Here is a 23,038-nt window from a genome sequence, read left to right on the forward strand (position 1 = left end):
CCCTCCCCGGTCCGTCTTGAGCCGTCCCGTTTCTTACGGGGCGCAGTCGTTGGGGGTGTCCAGGGACAGGCGGTAGCCCCGCTTCACCACCGTCTGGATCAGGTGCGGCGTGGCCAGCGCCGCCCGCAGCCGGGTCATCGCCGTCTCCACGGCGTGCTCGTCGCGGCCCGTGCCGGGCAGGGCCCGCAGCAGGGTTGCCCGGGGGACGACCCAGCCGGGACGGTGGGCCAGGGCGCGCAGCAGGGACATCCCGGCGGGCGGCACGGGCCGCAGCCGCCCGTCCACCAGCACCGCGTGCCCGCGGATCTCCAGCCGGTGGCCGGCGACCGGGAGGGTGCGGGTGCGGGCCGGCAGTTCGCGGCACAGGAGCTGGACCAGCGGGCCGAGCCGGAACCGTTCGGGCTGCACCGTCGGCACCCCGCGCGCCTGCAGCGGCACCGCGGTGACCGGTCCGACGCAGGCCGCCAGGACCTCGTGCCCGAGCACGGCGAGCAGGTCGTCGAGCATCCCGCGCTCCTGCGCGCGGGAGAACAGCGAGGCCGCCGCGGGGGCACTGGTGAACGTCAGGGCGTCGATGCCGCCCGCCACCGTCGTGTCGAGGAGCCGGTCGAGCGGTCCTATGTCCTCCGGCGGCATCCACCGGTACACCGGCACCCCGACCACCTCCGCCCCGCTCTCCCGCAGCGCCTCGACGAAGCCGGGCAGCGGTTCGCCGTGCAGTTGGACGGCGATGCGGCGGCCCTCGACGCCCTCCTCGAGGAGCCGGTCGAGCACCTCGGCCATCGACTCCGAGGAGGGCGACCACCGCTCCGTGAGCCCGGCGGCCCGGACCGCGCCCTTCACCTTGGGCCCGCGGGCGAGGAGTTCGACGTCGCGGAGCCGGGTCAGCAGTTCCTCACCGAGCCCCCAGCCGTCGGCGGCCTCGATCCAGCCCCGGAAGCCGATCGCCGTGGTCGCGACCACCACGTCCGGCGTCTGGTGCAGCAACTCCTTCGTGGCGGCGAGGAGTTCGCTGTCGTCGGAGAGCGGCACGATGCGCAGGGCCGGGGCGTGCTGGACCACGGCGCCGCGCCGTTCGAGCAGCGCGCCCAGCTCCTCGGCCCGGCGCGCGGCGGTCACGCCGACGGTGAACCCGGCGAGGGGCCCGTGCGCGTGGCCGGCCTCCCGCCCGTCGCCCGGCGGCTCCTGTTCCGGTGACTGCTGTTCCTCGTCCATGGCTCTCGTTCCGTGCTCGTCCCGTGCTCGGCCGGCGCGCCGGGACCCGTCCCCGCCCGCGCGCCGTTTCGAGCCTGCCAACGCCGCGTGACGGCCCCGGTTCGACTCCGTGTCGCCCGTGTTACGTCACACCTCAACGTAGCTGAGCTGGGCCTTCGTTTCCGGGGCCGCCGTTTCGCGGGGCGCGGACGCCGGGCGCCGAAGGTATACGGCCCAGGTGAGGCCGAAGCACACGGCGTAGAAGGCGAGGAAGGCGGCGAAGGCGCCGGTGCCGGAACCGTAGGAGAGGAAGGACTCGCGGAAGGCGAGGTTGATGCCGACGCCACCGAGCGCGCCCACCGCGCCGATGAGCCCCATCGACGCGCCGGAGAGCCGGCGCCCGTACGCGGCCGCCTCCTCCCCCACGAGGCCCTTGGCCAGGGCCTTGGCCTGGAAGATGCCGGGGATCATCTTGAACGTCGAGCCGTTGCCGAGCCCGCTCAGCACGAACAGCGCCACGAACACGGTCACGAACAGCGGCAGCGATCCGGCGCGGCCCGCCATCAGCAGGCCGGCGGTGGCGGCCGCCATCCCGACGTAGTTCCACAGCGTGATGCGCGCGCCGCCGAAGCGGTCGGCGAGCCTGCCGCCCAGCGGGCGCACCAGGGAGCCGAGCAGGGGGCCGATGAAGGTGAGGTAGGCGGCCTGCAGCGGGGTGCGCCCGAACGCGTTCTGCAGCACCATCCCGAAGGCGAAGCTGTACCCGATGAACGAGCCGAAGGTGCCGACGTAGAGGAAGGACATGATCCACGTGTGCGCGTCCCGCGCGGCGTCCTTCGCGGCGCCGGTGTCGTTCTTCACCGAGGCCAGGTTGTCCATGCGCAGCGCGGCGAGCACGGCGGCGAGCAGGATCAGCGGGATGTAGATGGCGAGCAGCAGCCGCGGACCGCCGCCCGCCCCGATGAGCGCGAGCGCCACGAGCTGGATCACGGGCACGCCGATGTTGCCGCCGCCCGCGTTGAGGCCGAGCGCCCACCCCTTCTCCCGCAGCGGGAAGAAGGCGTTGATGTTGGTCATCGAGGAGGCGAAGTTGCCGCCGCCGATGCCGGCCAGGAGGGCCACGACCAGGAAGGTCCCGAAGCCGGTGCCGGGCTCCATGACCACGAACGCGGCGACGGTCGGCACGAGCAGCAGGCTCGCGGAGATCACCGTCCAGTTCCGGCCGCCGAACACCGCCACGGCGAAGGTGTAGGGGACGCGGACGACCGCGCCGACGAGCGTGACCACCGACGTCAGCAGGAACTTGTCGGCGGGGGTGAGCCCGTACTCGGGCCCCATGAACAGCACGAGCACGGACCACAGGGTCCACACGGAGAACCCGATGTGCTCGGACAGCACGGAGAAGAAGAGGTTGCGGCGGGCGATCCGCTCCCCGCCCTGCTCCCAGAACACCCGGTCCTCGGGGTCCCAGCGTTCGATCCAACGGCCGGCGGGGCTGCTCGGACTGGTCATCGTGCCTCCACGGTGCGGTGCCGGCCTCCGACGCTAGGAACCCCGGGTTTCACCCCTGTGGCAACGCGTCACCGGGAGGGAACGTTGCGCTCACGCGCGGGGGTGCGCGCTTGAGAGGGGCGCGCGCGGCTCCGCCGACGACTAGCCAGAATCCCGTTAGCCCGAATGGAGTCAGGCCAAGCGAATCACCGTGACCGTCCGGCTACACAGAGTGCTCCATCGCACGTCGCCCCACCTCGAACCACAGCAGCTTTCCGGCACCCCGCCCCAGCAGGTCCCCACCGAGCGGCCAGCCGCCCCAGGCGTCGGCGTACTGCTGCACGAGGTACAGCCCGCGCCCGGTCTCGCTGTCCGGCGGAACGAGGGGCACGCGCTCACCGGTCGGCCGGTCGAAAGGGGGCGGGATACGGGGACACCCGTCCCACAGCCCCACCCGCAGCCGTCCGTCCCCCAGCGCGGTCAGCCGCAGGGAGGACGGCCCCTTGCCGTGCAGATACGCGTTGGTGACCAGCTCGGACGTCAACAGCTCGACGGTGTCCAGCACTTCGCGCATCCCGTGCCCGTGCAGCGCCGCCCGCACGGTCATACGTGCGACACGTGCGGCGCGCGGGTCATGCGGCAGCCGAAGGGCGTACACCCAGGTGTCGGGCAGGGCTACGGTGACCATGAACGACAACTCCTCCGTGCAGGGGACTCGGACCGCGTTCACCCACCCGCTCCCGGCGGTGGCTCTGCCTGTCGGTGCGCTTCCGGCTCGGGGAGGCGGGGGGTTGGCGGTACGGAGAACGGTAGGACAGATGGTTAGATGGCTCTAACCAAATCGACTGGAAGCATCGAACCTTCACTCGTGTGAGGGAGAAGAGCGGGCTGCCGCAGCCGGAAGGAGATGCCGTGCCGCCCACCAGCAATCCCACGCTGAGGCAGCGCAGATTCGGCGCCGAGCTGCGCAAACTCCGTGAGCGGGCGGGCCTCACCGCCACCGGTGCCGCCGCACTGCTGGGCGTCAACCAGGCACGCGTGAGCATGATCGAGACCGGACGCACCCCCATCAGCGCCGACAAGCTCCGCGCCATGGCACATGCCTACGACTGCTCCGACGAGTCGCTCGTCGAGTCGCTCGCCGCCATGACCGGCCGACGGACGCGCGGCTGGTGGGAGGAGTACCGCGACCACGTACCGGTGGCGCTGGTCGACCTCGCGGAACTGGAGCACCACGCCACCGGACTGCGCGTGGCGCTGACCATCAACATCCCGGCGCTTCTGCAAACCGCCGACCACGCCCGTGCCCTGTTCCGGGGCGTCGTGCCGCCGATGCGGCAGTACGAGATCGAGCACCGCCTGACCCACCGCATGAAGCGGCAGGCCATCCTGCACCGCGACGATCCGCCGCCCTACCGCGCGATCATCCACGAGGCCGCGCTGCGCATGGGCTTCGGAGGCCCAGAGGTCACCCGGGGCCAGCTCGAGCACCTTGCCGAGACGAGCGAACTGCCGCACGTCGACGTCCGCATCGTTCCCTTCGGCACGGACAGCTTCCCCACGACGGGGCAGTCCTTCGACTACCTCGAGGGACCCGTCCCGCAACTGGACACCGTCCAGCTCGACTCGTGCCACGGGGCCTGCGAGTTCCTCGACGCCGAGGCCCAACTGGCGAAGTACCGCGCGGTACTCGACCACCTGGAATCCTGTGCGCTCACCCAGCCGCAGTCGCGCGACTTCCTGCACCGCATGGCCCAAGACATCTGAGAGGACCGGACATGCACGACATCGAGTGGCAGAAGTCCACCTACAGCGGCGACGGATCCAACTGCGTCCACGTCGCCGCGATGGCTCCCGACACCATCCTCCTCCGCGAGAGCGACGAACCCGAGGACCACGTCCTCACCACCGCCCCGTCCGCCCTGCGGCAGCTCATACGGTCCTTGAAGTGAGGCCGTCCGCCAGGAACACAGCTCGACACGGGGTGCTTGGACGCCTACCAGCCGACTGCGTCGCCTCGCGCGACCTCATCCACCGCCTGACCCGAGAGACCTGAGAAGGGGCGACCGTGCACCAGCTCTCCTGGCAGAAGTCCACGTACAGCGGAGACAGCTCCAACTGCGTCCACGTCGCCGCGATGGCTCCCGACACCATCCTCCTCCGCGAGAGCGACGAACCCGAGGACCACGTCCTCACCACCGCCCCGTCCGCCCTGCGGCAGCTCATACGGTCCTTGAAGTAGCGCCGCCCTCCACGAACCGTCCCCCCACCGCCTCCGCGAGTCCCGGGCCGAAGAGGGTGGCCGGGGTGTGGGCGCCCGGGGGTGTGCCGCCCTGGGAGAGGCGGGCGGCGACCTCCGCCGCGATCGTGGTCGTGAAGTCCATGCCGTCGGCCGCGCGGAGCCAGACCTCGTGGGTGGTGCCGTCGGGCCAGGTGGCGTGGGCGCGGGCCCAGGAGTGGGCGCGGGCCGGGGGTTTCGGCTTGACCTCGACCCGGGCGAGCCGGCGCTTGGCCGCGTTGCCGATGGCGGGGCGGGCGAGGACGGCGGCCAGGAGGGGGAGCAGGGCGCGGATCGCGCGGCCGCTCGGCACCTCGCTGTTGCCCGCCGTCACGTACGGCGCCCCGGTGGCGTGGTGGGCGGCCTCGAGGTCGCCGGTCGGCACGGCCAGGGTCCGGGCGGTGCTGCCGTCCGGCAGGGTGAGCGTCTCGACGCCGCCGCCGAGCCGGACGCGGACCAGTCGCCCGGCCTCGTAGCGGCGGCCGCCGATCGCGAAGCCGTCGACCAGGCTCGCCGCGAGCGCCGGGCCCAGCAGGCCCGGCTCGCTCTCGACGCTGGGCAGGGCGTCCACCCGTACCCGTTCCGGCGTCGGCCGGCCCTCGCGCACCTTGCGTGCGGCGCTCTCGGTGGCGCAGACGCCGAAACCGGCGCCGGGGACCAGGGTGCTCCCCTGCGCGAGCGCCTCCTCGTGCAGGTCGAGGACCTGGCGGATCGAGGTGAGTTCGTTGGAGAGGTCGAGGTAGTGGGTGCCGGGCGGGCAGGCGCGGATCAGCGGCACCGCGGTGGAGGTGAAGGGGCCGATCGTGTTGACGACGACGGCGGGTGCGCCGGCGGCGGTGTCCTCCGCCAGTCGCCGCGCGGCCTCCTCGGGCGTGGCGGCCACGACGGTGCGCGCGTCGCCGTCCACTCCTCCCGCTTCTCCCGCCACTTCGCGCAGCCGGGTCGCGTCACGGCCCACCAGGACCGGCGGGAGGCCCCGCGCCGCGAGGAGCGCGGCGATCCGGCGGCCGGTGCGGCCGGTGGCGCCGAAGATCCAGATGCCGCCGTTCCCGGGGCGCGCACCCGCGTCCGCCGCGGTGTCCGGGCCCGCTTCCGCCCCGGTGCCTGTCTTCTCCGACATTCCCATCGCCGTCCCTCGCCGCTTCACCGCTGTCGCTGCCACTGTCGTCGCGATCCAGCTTCGGGAAGGCTGTCGGCGGCGTCCAAGGCTTGTTTCGCACGGGCCGATACGGGGCGGGCATCGCGGCAGGTCGGGACGGGAGCTGGGGGCTGCCGGGCCGACCTGCCGCGACGTGTGCGGGGGTCGCGCGCGCCGTGCGGTCAGGCGCGGTGACCGGAGGGCGGGGAGCCGGCGGCCCTCGCCCGCCCCCTCTTCGCACCGTTCGGCCACAGCCTCGGCCTGCGCTTCGCCGCGAGGTCCTCCACCCAGCCGAAGGCGACGATCGCCAGCCCGAGCATGGGCCAGACCAGGACGAACGGCCAGTAGTCGTAGGAGGAGTCGAGCATCGACACCGCGCTGTCGCTCTGCACGAACGGCAGCTCGTAGAACTTGTCGATGATCGGGAACGTGAACGCGATGAGCAGGTTGTGCCAGAGGTAGATCGTGACCGCGCGGTTGTTGGACAGCGTCACGAGCTTGTCCCACTTGGCCAGCCTGCCCGGCAGCTCCTGCCAGGAGGGCGAGTACTGGAGCAGGACGGCGACGAACCCGAGCGACCAGGCCGCCTGCACGAACGGCATCTCGTCCAGGTTCCAGCCCTCGTCGCCGAGGTGCCCGGAGGCCCACCACAGGGCGAAGGCCATCACGAGGGCGGAGACCGAGACGACGGCGTAGCGGGGGATCTTCTTCAGCATGCCGTCGTGGTGCGCGAAGCCGAGCACCCAGCAGCTCCCGTAGACCGCGAAGTCGGACACCGCGTTGCCGGTCTCACCGGGGATGCTGACGATCCCGCCGTCGAGGAGCACGGTCAGGGCCAGCGGCGCGAGCAGCGTCGGCCACGGGAAGCGGCGGAAGGCCCACAGCAGCAGCGGGGAGGCGAGCACGAACCAGACGTAGGCGCGCAGGTACCACAGGGGTCCGGCCGCGTCGTCGGGCCAGGTGATGCCGAGCAGGCCGGCGCCCTCGGTGCCGAGTTCGGCGGGGTAGGGCGGGGCGCCGATCGGGACGAGGTAGTTGAGCAGCCGCACCAGCCCGGCGAAGCCGCTGCCCAGATCGGGGTCCTTGGTGGGGTTCCAGCCGCCGCCGACGATCATCATCGTCAGCAGGACGGCACCGAACAGCCACATCGGGGGCAGCAGCCGGCGCAGCCGTCCCCGGATCACGCTGACCGGGGGCCGCTTGAGCGAGCGGGCCATCAGCGATCCGGCGAGGGCGAACATGACGCCCATGGAGGGGAACACGATCGTCAGCCACGTCCACCCGAAGATGTGGAAGGCGACGACGCGGACCAGGGCGACCGAGCGCAGCAGGTCGAGATAGCGGTCCCGGCCACCGGGCTTCTTCCCGGCGGACGAGACCGGCTCGGCCCCCGCCCGCCCCTTCGCCTGCGACGTCGCGGCCGTCCCCGGCCCCGTTTCCGGCCCCGCCGTCGCGGCCGAGCGCTGGGACGGGAAGCCGTCCGCGAGGGACGTGGGGGCGGTGGTGGGCAGTGGGTCCGTGGCGAGCGCGGGGTCCGTGGCCGGGTCGTACGTGGGTGGGTGCGGGTGCGTGGGTGGGGGCGGGGCCGGGGTGTCCGCCCACGTCTGCCGTTCGGCGGCCGAGGCACGCGTCCAGGAGTGCGGGCCGACGGCCGTGCCGGGAGCGGAGCCGAAGGCCGGAGCCGGACCCGGACCGGAGGCATGCCCCGGACCCGTACCGGATGCCGGGCCCGAGGCCCCGGAACCCCTCGGGCCCCAGTCCCCCGCGCCGTTCCCCGCGCCGCCCTGCCCGTACGCGCCCGCGCCGGACGCGCCCCTGCCGTCCTGTGCCGTCATCCGACGGGCCTCCGTTCGCTGCCGGCACCGCTGCCGCTGTAGTTGCCGCTGTCACTGCCGCCGCGTTCGCCCGCGCGCTGCTGCGGGATCACTCCCGGCGCCTCCACCACGCCCGTGCGCCGCAGCTTCTGCCAGCGGAGCCGGCCGCCGGTGAGGGCCGTGGCCCAGGAGCGGAGCAGCACCACGTACATCAGCTGCCGGTAGAGGAGCTGCTGCAGCGGGAGCGAGATCAGGTGCCGCATCTTCTCGCGGTCCAGCCGGAACGCGTACGCCGCGCAGACCGCCTGGATGCCGAGGACGCCGAGCCAGGCGAGGATCGTCTTCTGCGTGGGGCCGAAGAGCACCCCGTACAGCAGGAAGATGTCGATCAGCGGCGCGAGGAGCGGTGCCACCACCATGAACAGGGAGACGAACGGCAGGCCGACGCGGCCGAAGCGACCGGAGGGTCCCTTGTCGAGGACCGCCCCGCGGTGCTTCCAGATCGCCTGCATCGTGCCGTAGGACCAGCGGTAGCGCTGCGACCAGAGCTGCTGCACGGACTCCGGGGCCTCGGTCCAGGCGCGGGCGTTCTCCGCGTAGACCACGCGCCAGCCGTCGCGGTGCAGGGCCATGGTCACGTCGGTGTCCTCGGCGAGCGTGTCGTCGCTCATGCCGCCGACCCGCTCCAGCGCGCTGCGCCGGAAGGCGCCGACCGCGCCGGGGATGGTGGGCATGCAGCCGAGGAGGTCGTACATCCGGCGGTCGAGGTTGAAGCCCATCACGTACTCGATGTGCTGCCAGGCCCCGATCATCGAGTCCTTGTTGCCGACCTTGGCGTTGCCGGCGACCGCGCCGACCTTCGGGTCGGCGAAGGGCTGCACCAGTTCGCGCACGGTGGACGGTTCGAAGACCGTGTCGCCGTCCATCATCACGATGATGTCGTACCGGGCGTTCGCCAGGCCCCGGTTGAGCGCGGCCGGCTTGCCCGCGTTGAGCTGCCGCACGACCCTCACACCGGGCAGGTCGAGGTCCTCGACGATGCGGGCGGTGCCGTCGCTGGAGCCGTCGTCGATGACGAGCACCTCGATGGGGTGGTCACTGGCGACGAGCGAACGCACCGTGTTCTCGATGCACTTGGCCTCGTTGTACGCGGGCACCAGCACGGTGACCGGTTCGGTGATGGGCCCGTCGGGGCCCCAGCGGAAGCCCTTGCGGCGCACCCGGCGGGCGTGCCTGCCGGAGAGCAGCAGCATCAGGGCGAAGCGGGCGAAGACCAGGAAGCCGACGACGGCGAGGCAGACGACCATCGCGCCGGTGATGCCGTCGGAGGCCTGGACGAGGAAGATCCACGCCCGGCCCTTCCACAGTTCGGTGCCGCCGACCGGGGTGTGCGCGCTGGGCGCGCCGAGGGCGGCGGTGAGGTTCTCGAACCGGTAGCCCTCGGCCTGCAGTTCGGGGAGGAAGCGGTCGAGGGCCTGCACGGTCTGGTGGCGGTCGCCGCCGGAGTCGTGCATGAGGACGATGGTGCCCTCGCCGTTCTTCGGGGTGGCGTTCTTGATGATCTGGTCGACGCCCGGCTTCTGCCAGTCCTCGCTGTCGGTGTTGTTGACGACGGTGAGGTAGCCGCGTGAGCCGATGTACCGCGTCACCGGCCAGGACTTGTCGTCCATGGCGTCGGCGAAGGAGGAGTACGGCGGCCGGAACAGCGAGGTGCGGATGCCGGCGGCGCCCTCCAGGGCGAGCTGGTTCTGGGAGAGCTGCCAGTCGATGCCGCTGTGGGACTTGTAGGAGAGGTCGGGGTGGTTGAAGGTGTGCAGCCCGATCTCGTGCCCCTCGGCGACGATGCGCCTGACCAGGTCGGGGTACTGCGAGGCCATGGTGCCGGTGATGAAGAAGACGCCGTGCGCGTGGTGCTTCTTCATGACGTCGAGCACCTTCGGGGTCCACGTGGGGTCGGGACCGTCGTCGAAGGTGAGGACGAGCTTGTGCCGGGGCACGCTCAGCGTCGTCGCCTTGCCGTTGCGGGTGTCGATGACCGGGCCGCCGTCGAGGATCTCCTCCGGCACCTTGTCGGTGGCGGCCTCGGGGCGGACGCGGTAGTCGGCCAGGATCTCGCTGTGCACATAGCCGCGCAGCAGCAGCATCGCCGTCATGGCGAGCAGCAGCGCGGCCGGCAGGAAGAAGCGCATCGGCAGCCGGACGCGGCGGGCGTCGATCTTCCTGGGGGCGGTCTGGGAGTGGGCGCCGCCCCCGGAGGAGCGGCGTCGGCTGGAGCGGCGGGCCATCAGAGCGTGGTCTCCGGGGACTGGGCGGGCGTGGCGGCGGAGCCGCCGGCCGCGACGGGGGTGTGAGCGGCGGGGGCGTCGGCCGCGTTGTTGGTGGTGCCGCCGGCTTCGCCGCCGCCGCCGGCGCCGCCCGACGGGCTGGGGTCCGGGGAGGTGCCGGCGGAGGTGTCCGCGGACGGGGAGGCGGGCGGGTTCTCGACGGCGCCCGTGTCACCGCCGCCTGTGCCCGGGTTGGTCTTGGTGCCGCCGGAGGACTTCTTCGTGGTGGACGCCGACGGCTCGGGCTTCTTGCCGGAGGTGCCCGGCTTCTTGCTGCTGTCGGCGGTGGCGCCGGGCGAGGCGGAGGCACCGGCGGACGGGACGGTGCCGCCGCTCGGGCCGCCGGGGGCGGCGCTGACGCCGGGGAGGACGCCGCCGGTGTCCGCGGACGGGGCGAGGGACTCCGTGGGCCGGACGGACTCCTCGACCTTGCTCGCCGGGGCGCCGTCGTCGGAGCCGGGGATGGGCACCGGCACCCAGGGCGCGGCGGAGTTGCCGGACAGCAGGGTGGCGACGATCACCAGGGCGTAGAGGCCGCAGGCGAGGCCGACGGCGATCCCGATGCGGCGGAAGCGGCGGCTGCGGCGGCCCGACTCGTCGACGAAGACGGGGCCGTCGGAGTCCTTGCCGCCCTCGGCGACGAGTCCGGCGGCTCCTCCCGGTCCGGCGGCGCCGGGAGCCGTGCCGGACGCGGACGTGCGGCCGCCGTCCAGCCGCCGGCCGATGCCGTCGAGCTGCACGGTGACCTCGTGCGGGTCGTGGTTGCGCCCGGGCTCGCCGGTGCGCTCCCAGGTGGGGCGTGGGCCGGTGCTTCCCGGAGGGCGGGGTGCGGGTGCGCCGCCGGTCATGGCAGAGGCTCCTGGGACTCGTGGGGTGCCGGAGGCGCCGAGGGCTGCGCCGGGGACCGGCTTGGGGAGGACGGCGGTTCCCGGCTCGGTGCTCGACTCGGTGCTCGGCGCGGTCCTCGACTCGGGGCTCGGTTCCGTCCTCGGTTCGACAGACCCAAACGTGTTCATGTCAGACGTCACACGTGTCATCGGTACGGACGACGCGACCTCGGCGTTTTCCGGCAGCAGGCGCGTCTCGGGCTCGGGGGACGCCGGGGGCCCGGGTCTCGCCGCCGCCCTTCCGAGAGCCCCTGCCGCTCCGACCGTGGAACGTGCCGAGGGACGTGCCGAGGGACGTGAGGTCGGGCGCGCGGAGTCGAAGGGCGCGAGCAGATCCGCGCCGACGGACACGGGCTCCGGCGTGGACCCCGGTACCGCGCCGGTGGTGGAGCCCGGGTCCTGCGGGGAGCCCCCGCCGGTCGTCCTCGAGGCCCCCGGCACGGCGGCCCCCTTGTCGAACCACGACCCCGGTGCGGCGGCGGGCTCGCCCGAGGGGCCCGGCCGTCCAGCCTCCGGTCCGCCGCCCTCGGCACGGGCGGCCGGCCAGGCGCCGGTAGGACCGGCCGCTTCCGGCCAGACGACCGGGCCGGAACCGCCGGAGGCGTCGTCGGCCTCGCCGGTCCCGCCCGGCTCCCGAGCGGCCGGGCGCTCGGCCGGTCCGTTCGAGGCACCGGCCGTCCCGCCCTGGCCGGTACGGGCTTTGCGGTCGTTCGGTTGGGCGCTATCTCGCCAGTTCTCCACGCGCACGTACATCCCCCCAGGGGCATTACACAGTCAGGTGGGCGTACGCGTCCGGGCTTACGTACTTTCGTCGGACCGAGCCCCCACCCGGCCCGAGCGCCCCCCTTATCACATTGCGCCCGGGGTGATGAATGTAGCGCATGTGCTCATGTGGTGGAGATCGATCTCAGAGAGAGGTCACCATCACGAGTGCATCCATGGCCGGAATCCATCCCTTCCCCGGCCGTTGAAGCCAGCCCTCCTCGGCCGCCAGTTCGGTAGCAGAACGCCTGAGTGCATCCAATCCCGGATGAACCAGACCTTTCCGCCACACGAGCGACACAGGAGACAGCGGAACAGGGTCAACAAGAGGTCGTATGACGGTATGAGGCATGGCCGGAAAGCCCTCTACGGCGAGGATCGGATTCCGGGTCTTCGCCATGATCCGCTGGAACTCCTCGACGCCCACGGCCAGGGGTGCAGGGGGCGCGAGTTCGATTCCGCGCCCCTCGAACAGGCGACGCGCGAGGTCGGTCCACTCCAGCGTGCGCGGGTTTCCCGCGCCCGCGTAGACGCTCTCGCCCGCCAGCGCGCGCACCGGCACCTCCGCCAGGTGCGCGAGCCGGTGGTCCTCGGGGAGGAGCACCGCCATCCGCTCGTACCGGACCGGCTGTTGGGTCAGCCGCTCGCGGACCACCGGATCGAGCCCGGCGAACCGGCCGAAGGAGGCGTCGAGGCGCCCGGCCAGGATCTCGCCGGCGGCCCAGGTGAGCCCGGACTCGAAGCGGGCCATCAGCTCCAGCTCCGGGGCGAGTTCCCGGGCACGGTCCAGCACCCGCAGCCCGAACAGCCCCGGACTGTTGACGTCGACGAGCAGCGGCCGCTCGGGCTCACCGCGTCCGAACGCCGCGAGCAGCGCACGCTGGGCGTCCAGCACCCGGCGGGCGTGGGGCAGCAGGCGGACGCCGTCGGCGGTGAGCGAGACCCGCCGGGTGCTGCGCGCGAACAGCGCGCAGCCCAACTCGCGTTCGAGCCGCCGGATGTCCCGGCTCAGCGCCTGCTGGGCGACGTACAGCCGGGCGGCCGCCCGCGTGAAGTGCAACTCCTCGGCGACGACGAGGAAGGCGAGCAGCAGACGGGGCTCCAGCGCACGCCCGGCGAGAGAACCGCCGGAGGCGACGGAGGAAGCCTCGGGGACGGCGACGGAGGAGACGTCGAGGGCGGCGGAGGCGGACGCGTCGACGGCAGGCGGGCCCGGGACAGGCGGTGGCGTCTCTGATATCGGGGGCATCGGCGGCATCGGCGGCATCGGCGGCATCGGCGGCATCGGGCGAACTTACAACGCAGATGCGTGAATGACGCCACAACAGGTGTTGGACCCCAGGTCAGGGCCACCGCGACGGTGAACGCATGCCGATACGACCGCACCCGAAAGCCCCGGACGTCCCGGACGTCCCGGAGTCCCTGGACGCCCATGACGCCCATGAAGCCCCGAACGCTCCCCCCGACCGAACCCGCCTCACGACCACCCCCTCTCCCTCTCCTCCCCTCACCCCGCCCCGGTCCTCCCCCGCCGCCCTGCTCGCCCCCTACCGCACCCTCTTCTCCCGCCCCGGCACCCGCGCCTTCACGCTGGGCAACCTCATGGCCCGGCTGCCCTCCGGGATGTTCGGCGTCAGCGCGGTGATCATGATCGCCGGGGCCCGGGGGTCGTACGCCCTGGCCGGCGCCGTCACCGCCACGGGACTCGCGGCGACCGCCGTTGCCGGGCCCTGGACCGCGCGGCTCGTGGACCGGTACGGGCAGGTCCGGGTCGCGGTGCCCGCCGCGCTGACCGCCGCGCTCGGCAGCCTCGCCCTGCTGCTCTGCGTCCGCTTCGACGCCCCCGACTGGACGCTGTTCGCCGCCTACGCCGCCACCGCGACCACCCCCAACACCGGCGGCATGTCCCGCGCCCGCTGGCGGCACCTCTTCCGCGAGGACCCCGCCGCCGTGCACACCGCGAACTCCTTCGAACAGGCCGCGGACGAGCTGTGCTTCATGCTCGGCCCGGTGCTCGCGGCCTTCCTGTGCGGCTCCCTGTTCCCCGAGGCGGGCACGCTGGTGGCGGCCGTCCTGCTGGCCGCGGGCGTCCTGGTCTTCGCCGCCCAGCGGGCGACGGAGCCGCCCCCGGCGGGGGCGGGGGCGCGCGGGCGCTCGCCGCTGCGCAGCCGCGGGATGCCGATGCTGCTGCTCACGCTCGCCGCGACGGGCGCGGTGTTCGGGGCGATGGAGGTCGTCACGCTCGCCTACGCCGACGCGCGGGGGCACCGTTCGGCGGCGGGCGTGATCCTCGCGCTGCAGGCGGCCGGGTCGTGCGCGGCGGGACTGGCGTACGGGGCGCTGCGCACGGCCGCCAAGGGCCCGGCGGAACGCCGACTGCCGTGGTGCCTGCTGACGATGACCGGTCTGATGACCCTGCCGGGTCTGTCCGCCTGGGCGTCCGGCTCCCTCGTCCTGCTCGCCGTCGCCCTGCTGTGCGCGGGGACGGGAACGGCCCCCACGATGGTGACGGCCATGACCCTGGTCCAGCGCCGGTCCCCCGAGGGACGCCTCAACGAGGGCATGAGCCTCGCCGTGACCGCCCTGCTGACGGGCATCGCGGCCGGCTCGGCGACGGGCGGCTCGGTGGTGGAACACCTGTCCCCCCGGGCCGGCTACGTCGTACCGGCGGGGGCGGCGGCCCTGGCGCTGCTGCTCGGGACGGCAGCGAGCCGGGGCCGCCGCTCCGAGTCAGGAAAGGTAGAAACTCTTACCGCTCGACGTGTCGATGGTATTGATGGTGAGGGTCCGGGAGATGTCCCACTGGAATGAGGCTATGTAACCTCCGCCGGCGCTGTCCACGTTGACTTGTTCCACACCGCTGTTGCCGATATTGGCGACGTTACGGCACTGTCCGGGCTGAACCAGGTCACTGATCCAGTGGCCTCGATTGGGGAACTCGATCTGGGAGGCGTAGGAGCCGCGGGAACACAGCGTGAGCGTTCCCCCCGCTACCGACGCCTGGGCCGTAGCAGGCAGAAGCGCGACCGCGGCACCTGCCGCCACCGGCACTGCGACCGCTGCGGCGATCCGTCGAAGAGTGCGCATGTATTCCTCCTGTACGAGACACGACCTGGATGCGGAGCTGGCTGTTCTGCCGAGCAGCACGCTAGGTATGCGCCGGAGAAGGAGGCAAGATTATCTTTTGGCCACCACCGCAGAATCGCCCGGAAGTTGTCCGGAACGGGGGTTTGGAAGTCCGAGGTGATACGGCGACCCCGAAAGGTTGCCCTTCAGGTCGGTCCGTGCGGGCACACTTCACGAGTTCATGGAACCGAAGAAATGGCTCCCGAATTCAGCGCCGTACCGGCGCACCCGTACCTCCCCCGACCCGCCCACGCGCCCGCCCGAGAACGCGCCCGCGCACCCGCCCCACCAACTCCTGCACCGCCCCGTCCCACTCCGGGTACCGGAACACGAAGCCCGCCCCGGTCAGCCGGCCCGGGACCACGCGACGGCTCTTGAGGAGCAGTTCGGTGTCCGAGCGCAGGGCGAACGCCCCCAGTTCGGCCATCCACCTGGTCGCCGGAAGGCCCACCGGCATCCCCCAGGCGGAGCGCAGCGCCCGCATGAACGCCCACTGCGGCAGCGGGCCCGGGGCCGCCAGGTTGACCGGCCCGGTGAGATCCTCCCGGTCGATCAGGAACTCCACCGCGCGCACGAAGTCGTGCTCGTGGATCCACGAGACGTACTGTCCTCCGCCCGCCACCGGGCCGCCGAGCCCGAGGCGGGTCAGGCCGAGCAGGACGGAGAAGACGCCGCCGGGGTCGGGGCTCATCACCATGGCCGCGCGCAGGGCGACCTTGCGCGTGGCCGGCGTGTCCGCCTCCTCCTGCGCCCGCTCCCAGTTCTTCGCGATCTCGACGCTGTACGCCCAGTAGTCCGGCACGCCCTGCTCCGTGCCGCCGATGACGCCGGTGGCCTCGTCATGGGGGGCGTCGAAGCGGTGGGCGTACACGGTGGCGGTGCTCATCTGGAGCCACAGCCGGGGCGGCCGGGCGGCCTTCGCGATCGCGGTGCCGACGACCCGGGCCGAGTCGACCCGGCTGTCCATCATCTCCCGCAGATTGGCCTCCGTGTACCGGCAACTGACACTGCGTCCGGCCAGGTTGATCACGACGTCGCTGCCGTCGACCGCCGCCGTCCACGGCCCCGGCGTCCGGCCGTCCCAGGCGATCTCGCCCTCGCCCCGGGGGTGCCGGGTGAGCACCACGACCTGATGTCCCGCCGCGCCGAGCGCGCGCCGCAGCATCGCGCCGACCTGTCCGGTCCCGCCGGGAATCACGATCTTCATCGCTCCCCCTCCTTCGCCTCGTGACGACCTTAGCCCAGATTCTTGAACGTGTTCAAAAAACACGGATTCACGCGCACCCCATTGACGCGCCCCCTCCCCCCGCCTACCGTCCCGTCGAAGCGCTTCGATGATCGACGTCGAAGCGGTTCGACGACGCGACCCCGCGCGCCCTGCCACACCTGCGCGCACCCCCGTACGGCCCGCACCCCCGCACGGCACCCACCCACCCCACTCCGACTCCCCCAGGAGGCAGAGGATGTTGACGGCACGAAGGCGTCCGGTCGCGATCGCGGCCGCCCTGCTCAGCGGAGCGCTGCTGCTCACCGCCTGCGGCGGCGACTCGGACGGCGGGTCCGGGGACGGCAGAACGCTCAAGCTGTGGCACTACGAGACCGCGGACAGCGCCATGGGCATCGCCTGGAACGAGGCGGTCAAGGAGTTCAAGGCCAAGCACCCCGGCGTGAAGGTGGAGTTCGAGGAGAAGGGCTTCGAACAGATCCAGAAGACCGCGCCCATGGTCCTCAACTCCTCCGACGCCCCCGACGTGATGGAGTACAACAAGGGCAACGCCACCGCCGGACTGCTCTCCAAGCAGGGGCTGCTCACCGACCTGTCCGGGGAGGTCACCAAGCGCGGCTGGGACAAGAAGCTGAGCGCCGGCGTCGCCACCACCGCCCGCTACGACACCAGCGGCGTCATGGGCTCCGGCGCGTGGTACGGCGTGCCCAACTACGCCGAGTACGCGATGGTCTACGTCAACAAGGACCTGTTCGAGAAGTACGGCGTCGCCGTGCCCGAGCCCTCTGCGACCATGGCCGAGCTGACCGCCGCGATGGACGCCTTCGCCCGCAAGGGCGTCACCCCGCTCGCCGACGGCGGCGCCGAGTACCCCGCCCAGCAGTACCTCTACCAGCTCGCCCTCTCGAAGGCCGACCGCTCCTGGGTCGACGGCTACCAGCTCTACAAGGGCAAGGTGGACTTCCACGACGCCGCCTGGACGTACGCCGCCGACACCTTCGCCGACTGGGTGAAGAAGGGCTACCTGAGCGACAAGTCGAGCAGCACCAAGGCCGAGGACGCCGGTCTCTCCTTCATCCAGGGCAAGTCGCCGCTCTTCTTCAGCGGGAGCTGGTGGTACGGCCGCTTCAAGTCGGAGAACAAGTTCGACTGGGACACCCTGCTGTGGCCCGGCTCGAAGCTGACCCTCGGCTCCAGCGGCAACCTGTGGGTGGTCCCCAAGGGCGCCAAGAACAAGGAACTCGCCTACGACTTCATCGACATCACCATGTCGAAGAAGGTGCAGAACCTGCTCGGCAACAGCGGCGGCATCCCCGTCGCCGCCGACGCCTCCGCCCTCACCGACCCGCGCGCCAAGCGCCTCATCGGCGACTTCACCACCGTCTCGGGCCGGGACGGCCTCGCCTTCTACCCCGACTGGCCGGTCCCCGGCTTCTACGACGTCCTCGTCTCCGAGACACAGAAGCTGATCACCGGCAGCGCGAAGCCGGACGCCGTACTGAGCGCCCTGCAGAGCGCCTACGACAAGGGCGCGCCGAAGAAATGACGCTCACCGCCGCCCGCGGCGGGCGCACCACCGCCGCGCCTCCGCACCGCACCCGGCACCCCCGCAATCCGTACGCCCTCTTCCTGCTCCCCGGTGTGCTGGCCTTCCTCCTCGTGATCGTCGGGCCGTTCCTGATGAACACCGGCGTGAGCTTCACCGAGTGGTCGGGGGTGGGCAGCCCGAAGTGGACCGGACTCGCCAACTACCGCGAGCTGCTCGACGACGCCGAGTTCTGGGCCTCGTTCCGGCACAGCCTGTTCATGGTGGTCGCGATGGCCGCCGTGCCGACCGCCCTCGGGCTCGTCCTGGCCGCCGCCCTGTTCGACTTCGTCGGCAAGCACTTCGGCCCCCGGCTCGCCGCCGTGCTGCGCGCCTGCTTCTATCTGCCGCAGGTGCTGCCGATCGCGGTGGCCGGCATCGTCTGGAGCTGGATCCTCGCCCCGGAGAACGGTTCGCTCAACGACCTGCTGTCGGCCCTCGGGCTCGGCTCCTGGCAGCAGGACTGGCTGGGCGACCCCGACCTCGCGCTCTACAGCGTGATGGGCGTGATGGTGTGGGTGCAGCTCGGCTTCCCGCTCGTCGTCTTCATGGCCGGACTGCAACGCGTGGACCCGCAGCTCTACGAGGCGGCCGAGCTGGACGGGGCCGGCTGGTGGCGCCGCTTCCGGCACATCACGCTGCCGCAGATCCGCCCGGAGATCTACGTCGTGCTGACCTGGTGCACGATCGCCGCGCTCAAGGTGTTCGGTGCGGTGTACGTGCTCACCAAGGGCGGCCCGGGCGGGGCGACCGACGTGCCCTCGTACTTCTCCTTCACCACCTTCTTCGAGAAGACCCAGGTGGGCTACGGCGCGGCCATCTCGACCGTGCTCACCGTGATCATCCTGCTGCTGTCCCTGGCCGGGCTGAAACTCCAGACCCGCGCCGAGGACGCCGAGGACGGAGCAGGAGGGAGCCGCGCATGACCACTCTCCCGGCCACCGGCACGGGCACCGGCACCGGCACGCGCCCCCGCGCCCCGCGCCGCCCCTCCCGCCCCGTCCTCGCCCGCTACCCGGTCCTCGTGGCCCTCTGCATCGGCGCGCTGTTCATGGTCGTGCCGTTCGCCGTCGTCACCCTCAACGCGCTGAAGTCGCCGACCGAGTACGCGCAGAACGGGCCGCTGAGCCTGCCGCACGGCCTCTACCTCGACGGCCTGAAGGACTTCTGGGAGCGCGTCGACTACGGCCAGAAGCTGTGGAACTCGGTTCTGATCAGCGGCTCGGTCGCCGTCCTCGCCGTCGTCCTGTCCGTCCTCAACGCCTACGCCATCGGCATCGGCCGCATCCGGGGCCGCACCTGGGTGCTGGCCTTCTTCGTGCTGGCCAACGTGCTGCCGCAGGAGGCGCTGGTCTACCCGGTGTACTACCTGAGCAAGGAGGCCGGGCTCTACGACACCCGGCTCAGCGTGATCATCGTCTTCACGGTGATCCAGTCGGCCTTCGGCACGTATCTGCTCTCCTCCGTCCTCGGCTCCTTCCCCCGCGAGGTCATCGAGGCCGCCCGCATCGACGGGGCGAACGCCTGGCAGGTGCTGTGGCGGATCGTGGTGCCGATGAGCCGGCCCACCCTCGGCGTGCTGCTGGTCTTCTTCTTCATCTGGACGTGGAACGAGTTCCTGCTCCCCCTGGTCATGCTGATCTCCAACGACAACCAGACGGTGTCGGTGGCCCTCGGCGTCCTCCAGGGCCAGCACCTGATGGACGCGACGATGACCAACGCGGCCGCCCTCCTCGGCGTGCTCCCCGCCCTCGTCTTCTTCCTCGTCTTCCAACGCACCCTCACCCGCGGCATCGCCGTGGGTGCCGTCAAGTAAGGGGATCGAGCGTGAAGTTCACCGACGGCTACTGGATGCTGCGCGAGGGCGTCACCGCCGCCCACCCGGTCCAGGCCCTCGATGTGACCACCGGACCCGGCACACTGGAGATCCACGCCCCGACCCACCCCGTCCGGCACCGCGGCGACCTGCTCAAGGGCCCGGTCGTGACGGTCACCGCGCACGCGCCGATGCCCGGCGTCATCGGCGTCACCTTCACCCACTTCCGGGGCGCACCCCCGCACGGCCCCGACTTCGCCCTCGCCCGCGAGGACTTCACCGCCGGGACCGCCTCCGACGAGGAGTACGCGACCCTCACCTCCGGCGCGCTCTCCCTCCGGGTGTCCCGCACCGCGCCCTGGCACCTGGACTTCCTCGCCGAAGGCCGGGTCCTGACCACGAGCGGCCCCAAGGGCATGGGCATCATGCGGGACGCCACCGGCGCCCACTACCTGCGCGAACAGCTCGACCTCGGCGTCGGCACGCACGTGTACGGGCTCGGCGAGCGCTTCGGGCCGCTGGTGAAGAACGGCCAGGTCGTCGACATGTGGAACGCGGACGGCGGCACCACCACCGAACAGGCCTACAAGAACGCCCCGTTCTACCTCACCGACGCCGGCTACGGCGTCTTCGTCGACCACCCCGGCCGGGTCTCCTTCGAGGTCGGCTCGGAGGCGGTCTCCCGCGTCCAGTTCAGCGCGGAGACGCAGGAGCTGACGTACTACGTCCTCCACGGCCCCACCCCGAAGGAGATCCTCCGCAAGTACACCGCCCTCACCGGCCGCCCCGCCCTCCCGCCCGACTGGTCCTTCGGTCTGTGGCTCTCCACCTCCTTCACCACCTCCTACGACGAGGCCACCGTCGCCTCCTTCATCGACGGCATGAAGGAGCGCGAACTCCCGCTCTCCGTGTTCCACTTCGACTGCTTCTGGATGCGCGAGCTCCAGTGGTGCGACTTCGAGTGGGATCCCCGTGTCTTCCCCGACCCGGAGGGGATGCTGGCCCGGCTCAAGGACAAGGGCCTGCGCATCTGCGTCTGGATCAACCCCTACATCGCCCAGCGCTCGCCCCTCTTCGCCGAGGGCCGGGAACTGGGCCACCTGCTGAAACGGCCCGACGGCGGCGTGTGGCAGTGGGACCTGTGGCAGCCGGGCATGGCCCTGGTCGACTTCACCAGCCCCGCCGCCCGCGACTGGTACGCCGCCAAGCTGGAGGCGCTGCTCGCCCAGGGCGTCGACTGCTTCAAGACCGACTTCGGCGAACGCGTCCCGGTGGACGTGGAATGGGCCGACGGCTCCGACCCCGAGCGCATGCACAACTACTACACGCACCTCTACAACCGGACCGTCTTCGACGTGCTGCGCAAGCACCGCGGCGAGGACGAGGCCGTCGTCTTCGCCCGCTCCGCCACCGCCGGCAGCCAGCAGTTCCCCGTGCACTGGGGCGGCGACTGCGAATCGACGTACGAGTCCATGGCCGAGTCGCTGCGCGGCGGCCTCTCCCTCGGCCTCACCGGCTTCGGCTACTGGAGCCACGACATCGGCGGCTTCGAGGGCACCCCCTCGCCCGCCCTGTTCAAACGGTGGATCGCCTTCGGCCTCCTCTCCTCCCACAGCCGTCTGCACGGCTCCTCCTCCTACCGGGTGCCGTGGCTCTTCGACGAGGAGTCCGTCGACGTCCTGCGCCACTTCACCCGGCAGAAACTGCGCCTCATGCCCTACCTGTCCGGGGTCGCCCGTGCCGCGCACGAGGAGGGGGTGCCGATGATGCGGGCGATGGTCCTGGAGTTCCCCGAGGACCCCGGCTGCGCCCACCTCGAACGCCAGTACATGCTGGGCCCCGACCTGCTGGTCGCACCCGTCTTCGACGACGAGGGCGAGGTCTCCTACTACGTCCCCGAAGGCACCTGGACCCACTACGCCACGGGCCGCACGGTCACGGGCCCCCGCTGGGTGCGCGAACGCCACGGCTTCCTGAGCGTCCCCCTCCTGGCCCGCCCGGGTTCCGTCATCCCGGTCGGCGCGGTGGCGGACCGCCCCGACTACGACCACGCCGACGGCGTCACCCTGCGCGCCCACGAACTCTCCCCCGGTGCGCGGGTGACGGTGCGGGTGGCCGACGTGACCTTCACCGTCGTCCGGGACGACGACACCCTGCACGCGTCCTGCGACACCCCGAGGGCCCCGTGGGCCCTGGCGGCCGGGGAGCGGGTGGTGTGGGCGGAGGCGGGGACCGGGGCGCTGTCGCTGGAGGTGCCGGAGCAGGGCTGAGGGGAGACGTCGAGGGCCCGGTCCTCAGCCGCGCGGGGGAGGACGGAGGATGCCTCCACCGTGGTCGGATTCGGTGCGCCGGGCGTCCCGGCGCCGCTCGGCGGGGGTCTCGCCGAATCTCTTCCTGTACGCCTTGACGAAATGGCTGCTGTCGGCGAAATGCCACCGGGCGGCTGTCTCGGACACGGACAGGTGCGTCGACATCAGCTCCGTCCTGGCACGTTCGAGACGCCGTTCGCGCACGTATCCCATGACCGACGGCGTGGCCCCCCGGCCGAACGCGCGGTAGAGGGTGCGGACGGAGACGTGCAGGGCCGCCGCGATGGACCGGGGACCGAGGTCGGGATCGAGGAGCAGGCGGTCCTCTATGTAGTCCATGGCCGCCCGGACCAACGCGGGGGTGAATTCCGCGTCGTCCATGACCCGGTCGTTCACCAGTCCGTGGAACAGCTCCAGGGTCGCGTTGCGGGCCGCCCCGGCAGCGGCGGGGCCGAGTCCGTCCGACAGTTCCGTCCAGAGCCGGAGCTGGGCGAGGAAGAGTGCCGCGGCCGGCGACGAGTGCTCGGCGAGAACCTCACGCCTGCGCGCCGGGAAGCGGATCTCACCGGCGGGCAGGCCCACCGTGACGGCCCGGGTCCCCCGTGCCACCTCGAAGTCCCACGGTGCGTCGTTCCTCCGCGCGCTCAGCAGGCCGGGCCCCACCGCGGACTGCCGGCCCCCTGCCGCGAAGCGCCACTCACCGCCGAACGTCACGTGCATCAGGATCCGGTCCTCGTGATGCCCGCCCGGTCCCCCGGTGCTTCCCCCCACCGCGTCGCTGTACTGGTCCTCGACGAAGAGATCGAGCAGGTCCTGCTTCACCACCCGGGCGCGGTACGTCCCCTCGCCGCGCCGCGGCAGCATCAGCGGCGGGGCCGGTAAGCCCTCTCCCCCCTGGCGCCGCCACTCGCTGAGCAGCAGGTGGTTCCGGTTCTCGTTCGCGTACGGCACGGCGATGTGGACCGCGGGGGTGGAGGGACCTCCCACCCGCCAAGGAGAGATACGGGTTCGAGTGCTCACCCGGAAGAGCGTACGGGTTCCCTCGGCCGCCGCCCCGGGAACGGCACGGTCCCGTGCACTGGCTGTGCG

Annotated in this window: 18 protein-coding genes; 8 read left to right on the top strand and 10 right to left on the bottom strand. The window is 72.0% G+C overall.

Translation table 11 applies throughout. From position 1 onward, the window contains the following. Nucleotides 1-33: 33 nt before the first annotated feature. The 3 genes from OHB09_RS12225 to OHB09_RS12235 form a co-directional block, all read right to left on the bottom strand. Complete coding sequence (locus OHB09_RS12225) at nucleotides 34-1,215, bottom strand: uroporphyrinogen-III synthase (protein WP_167795100.1); 1,182 nt, start codon at nucleotides 1,213-1,215, stop codon at nucleotides 34-36. Between the two features lie 126 nt (nucleotides 1,216-1,341). Beyond that, on the bottom strand, nucleotides 1,342-2,706 hold the full coding sequence (locus OHB09_RS12230; protein ID WP_328729263.1) for an MFS transporter: 1,365 nt from the start codon (nucleotides 2,704-2,706) through the stop codon (nucleotides 1,342-1,344). A 202-nt stretch (nucleotides 2,707-2,908) separates the two neighbouring features. Continuing rightward, nucleotides 2,909-3,373, bottom strand: a complete 465-nt coding sequence (locus tag OHB09_RS12235) for an ATP-binding protein (RefSeq protein ID WP_319118820.1) — start codon at nucleotides 3,371-3,373, stop codon at nucleotides 2,909-2,911. A gap of 224 nt (nucleotides 3,374-3,597) precedes the next feature. Here OHB09_RS12235 and OHB09_RS12240 point away from each other — a divergent pair, with 224 nt between their 5' ends. The 3 genes from OHB09_RS12240 to OHB09_RS12250 all read left to right on the top strand — a co-directional run bounded on the left by OHB09_RS12240 (nucleotide 3,598) and on the right by OHB09_RS12250 (nucleotide 4,927). After that, nucleotides 3,598-4,452 (top strand): helix-turn-helix domain-containing protein, encoded by an 855-nt coding sequence (locus tag OHB09_RS12240; protein WP_040894615.1) that lies wholly within the window; start codon nucleotides 3,598-3,600, stop codon nucleotides 4,450-4,452. 11 nt (nucleotides 4,453-4,463) lie between these two features. Further along, nucleotides 4,464-4,637 carry a DUF397 domain-containing protein gene (locus tag OHB09_RS12245; protein ID WP_167795942.1) on the top strand — a complete coding sequence of 58 codons (174 nt, stop codon included), beginning with the start codon at nucleotides 4,464-4,466 and terminating at the stop codon, nucleotides 4,635-4,637. A 116-nt stretch (nucleotides 4,638-4,753) separates the two neighbouring features. Next, nucleotides 4,754-4,927 carry a DUF397 domain-containing protein gene (locus OHB09_RS12250; RefSeq protein ID WP_093596638.1) on the top strand — a complete coding sequence of 58 codons (174 nt, stop codon included), beginning with the start codon at nucleotides 4,754-4,756 and terminating at the stop codon, nucleotides 4,925-4,927. Here OHB09_RS12250 and OHB09_RS12255 read toward each other — a convergent pair. The 5 genes from OHB09_RS12255 to OHB09_RS12275 all read right to left on the bottom strand — a co-directional run bounded on the left by OHB09_RS12255 (nucleotide 4,908) and on the right by OHB09_RS12275 (nucleotide 13,137). Further along, nucleotides 4,908-6,083, bottom strand: a complete 1,176-nt coding sequence (locus OHB09_RS12255; protein WP_328921962.1) for a saccharopine dehydrogenase family protein — start codon at nucleotides 6,081-6,083, stop codon at nucleotides 4,908-4,910. The genes OHB09_RS12250 and OHB09_RS12255 overlap by 20 nt on opposite strands. Nucleotides 6,084-6,283: 200 nt before the next feature. After that, nucleotides 6,284-7,612, bottom strand: coding sequence for an acyltransferase family protein (locus OHB09_RS12260; RefSeq protein WP_328923012.1), 1,329 nt, complete (start codon nucleotides 7,610-7,612; stop codon nucleotides 6,284-6,286). A gap of 320 nt (nucleotides 7,613-7,932) precedes the next feature. Then, entirely contained in the window at nucleotides 7,933-10,200 is a 2,268-nt protein-coding gene (locus tag OHB09_RS12265) for a bifunctional polysaccharide deacetylase/glycosyltransferase family 2 protein (RefSeq protein ID WP_328921963.1), read from the bottom strand. Further along, nucleotides 10,200-11,087 (bottom strand): hypothetical protein, encoded by an 888-nt coding sequence (locus tag OHB09_RS12270; RefSeq protein ID WP_050811143.1) that lies wholly within the window; start codon nucleotides 11,085-11,087, stop codon nucleotides 10,200-10,202. Before OHB09_RS12270 ends, OHB09_RS12265 begins: the two co-directional genes overlap by 1 nt. A 946-nt stretch (nucleotides 11,088-12,033) precedes the next feature. Next, nucleotides 12,034-13,137, bottom strand: a complete 1,104-nt coding sequence (locus tag OHB09_RS12275; RefSeq protein ID WP_328921964.1) for a LysR family transcriptional regulator — start codon at nucleotides 13,135-13,137, stop codon at nucleotides 12,034-12,036. A 119-nt stretch (nucleotides 13,138-13,256) separates the two neighbouring features. On the opposite strand from OHB09_RS12275, the gene OHB09_RS12280 reads away from it, so the two are divergent. Beyond that, the gene (locus OHB09_RS12280; protein WP_328921965.1) at nucleotides 13,257-14,699 is read left to right on the top strand and encodes an MFS transporter; all 1,443 of its coding nucleotides are present in this window, start codon (nucleotides 13,257-13,259) and stop codon (nucleotides 14,697-14,699) included. Nucleotides 14,700-15,222: 523 nt separating this feature from the next. Here the strand turns inward: OHB09_RS12280 and OHB09_RS12285 are convergent. Beyond that, complete coding sequence (locus tag OHB09_RS12285) at nucleotides 15,223-16,221, bottom strand: TIGR01777 family oxidoreductase (protein ID WP_328921966.1); 999 nt, start codon at nucleotides 16,219-16,221, stop codon at nucleotides 15,223-15,225. Between the two features lie 256 nt (nucleotides 16,222-16,477). Between OHB09_RS12285 and OHB09_RS12290 the strand changes: the two genes are divergently transcribed. The 4 genes from OHB09_RS12290 (at nucleotide 16,478) to yicI (ending at nucleotide 21,910) form a co-directional block, all read left to right on the top strand. Further along, nucleotides 16,478-17,785 carry an ABC transporter substrate-binding protein gene (locus tag OHB09_RS12290; RefSeq protein WP_328921967.1) on the top strand — a complete coding sequence of 436 codons (1,308 nt, stop codon included), beginning with the start codon at nucleotides 16,478-16,480 and terminating at the stop codon, nucleotides 17,783-17,785. Further along, nucleotides 17,782-18,750: a carbohydrate ABC transporter permease gene (locus OHB09_RS12295; RefSeq protein WP_328921968.1), complete on the top strand. Its 969-nt coding sequence runs from the start codon at nucleotides 17,782-17,784 to the stop codon at nucleotides 18,748-18,750. The genes OHB09_RS12290 and OHB09_RS12295 overlap by 4 nt, the downstream gene beginning before the upstream one ends. A gap of 125 nt (nucleotides 18,751-18,875) precedes the next feature. Further along, nucleotides 18,876-19,640: a carbohydrate ABC transporter permease gene (locus OHB09_RS12300; RefSeq protein ID WP_050811144.1), complete on the top strand. Its 765-nt coding sequence runs from the start codon at nucleotides 18,876-18,878 to the stop codon at nucleotides 19,638-19,640. Between the two features lie 11 nt (nucleotides 19,641-19,651). Next, complete coding sequence (yicI, locus tag OHB09_RS12305; RefSeq protein ID WP_328921969.1) at nucleotides 19,652-21,910, top strand: alpha-xylosidase; 2,259 nt, start codon at nucleotides 19,652-19,654, stop codon at nucleotides 21,908-21,910. A 24-nt stretch (nucleotides 21,911-21,934) separates the two neighbouring features. Here the strand turns inward: yicI and OHB09_RS12310 are convergent, their stop codons facing one another. Continuing rightward, nucleotides 21,935-22,969 (bottom strand): helix-turn-helix transcriptional regulator, encoded by a 1,035-nt coding sequence (locus OHB09_RS12310; protein ID WP_328921970.1) that lies wholly within the window; start codon nucleotides 22,967-22,969, stop codon nucleotides 21,935-21,937. Nucleotides 22,970-23,038: the final 69 nt, after the last annotated feature.

The organism is Streptomyces griseoaurantiacus (assembly GCF_036189845.1).
GTDB lineage: Bacteria > Actinomycetota > Actinomycetes > Streptomycetales > Streptomycetaceae > Streptomyces > Streptomyces griseoaurantiacus.

Coding starts and splice junctions, on each gene's coding strand:
- OHB09_RS12225 (WP_167795100.1), bottom strand. CDS start 1,215: ATGGACGAGGAACAGCAGTCACCGGAACAGGAGCCGCCGGGCGACGGG.
- OHB09_RS12230 (WP_328729263.1), bottom strand. CDS start 2,706: ATGACCAGTCCGAGCAGCCCCGCCGGCCGTTGGATCGAACGCTGGGAC.
- OHB09_RS12235 (WP_319118820.1), bottom strand. CDS start 3,373: ATGGTCACCGTAGCCCTGCCCGACACCTGGGTGTACGCCCTTCGGCTG.
- OHB09_RS12245 (WP_167795942.1), top strand. CDS start 4,464: ATGCACGACATCGAGTGGCAGAAGTCCACCTACAGCGGCGACGGATCC.
- OHB09_RS12255 (WP_328921962.1), bottom strand. CDS start 6,083: ATGTCGGAGAAGACAGGCACCGGGGCGGAAGCGGGCCCGGACACCGCG.
- OHB09_RS12265 (WP_328921963.1), bottom strand. CDS start 10,200: ATGGCCCGCCGCTCCAGCCGACGCCGCTCCTCCGGGGGCGGCGCCCAC.
- OHB09_RS12270 (WP_050811143.1), bottom strand. CDS start 11,087: ATGACCGGCGGCGCACCCGCACCCCGCCCTCCGGGAAGCACCGGCCCA.
- OHB09_RS12275 (WP_328921964.1), bottom strand. CDS start 13,137: ATGCCCCCGATATCAGAGACGCCACCGCCTGTCCCGGGCCCGCCTGCC.
- OHB09_RS12280 (WP_328921965.1), top strand. CDS start 13,257: ATGCCGATACGACCGCACCCGAAAGCCCCGGACGTCCCGGACGTCCCG.
- OHB09_RS12285 (WP_328921966.1), bottom strand. CDS start 16,221: ATGAAGATCGTGATTCCCGGCGGGACCGGACAGGTCGGCGCGATGCTG.
- OHB09_RS12290 (WP_328921967.1), top strand. CDS start 16,478: ATGTTGACGGCACGAAGGCGTCCGGTCGCGATCGCGGCCGCCCTGCTC.
- OHB09_RS12295 (WP_328921968.1), top strand. CDS start 17,782: ATGACGCTCACCGCCGCCCGCGGCGGGCGCACCACCGCCGCGCCTCCG.
- OHB09_RS12300 (WP_050811144.1), top strand. CDS start 18,876: ATGGTCGTGCCGTTCGCCGTCGTCACCCTCAACGCGCTGAAGTCGCCG.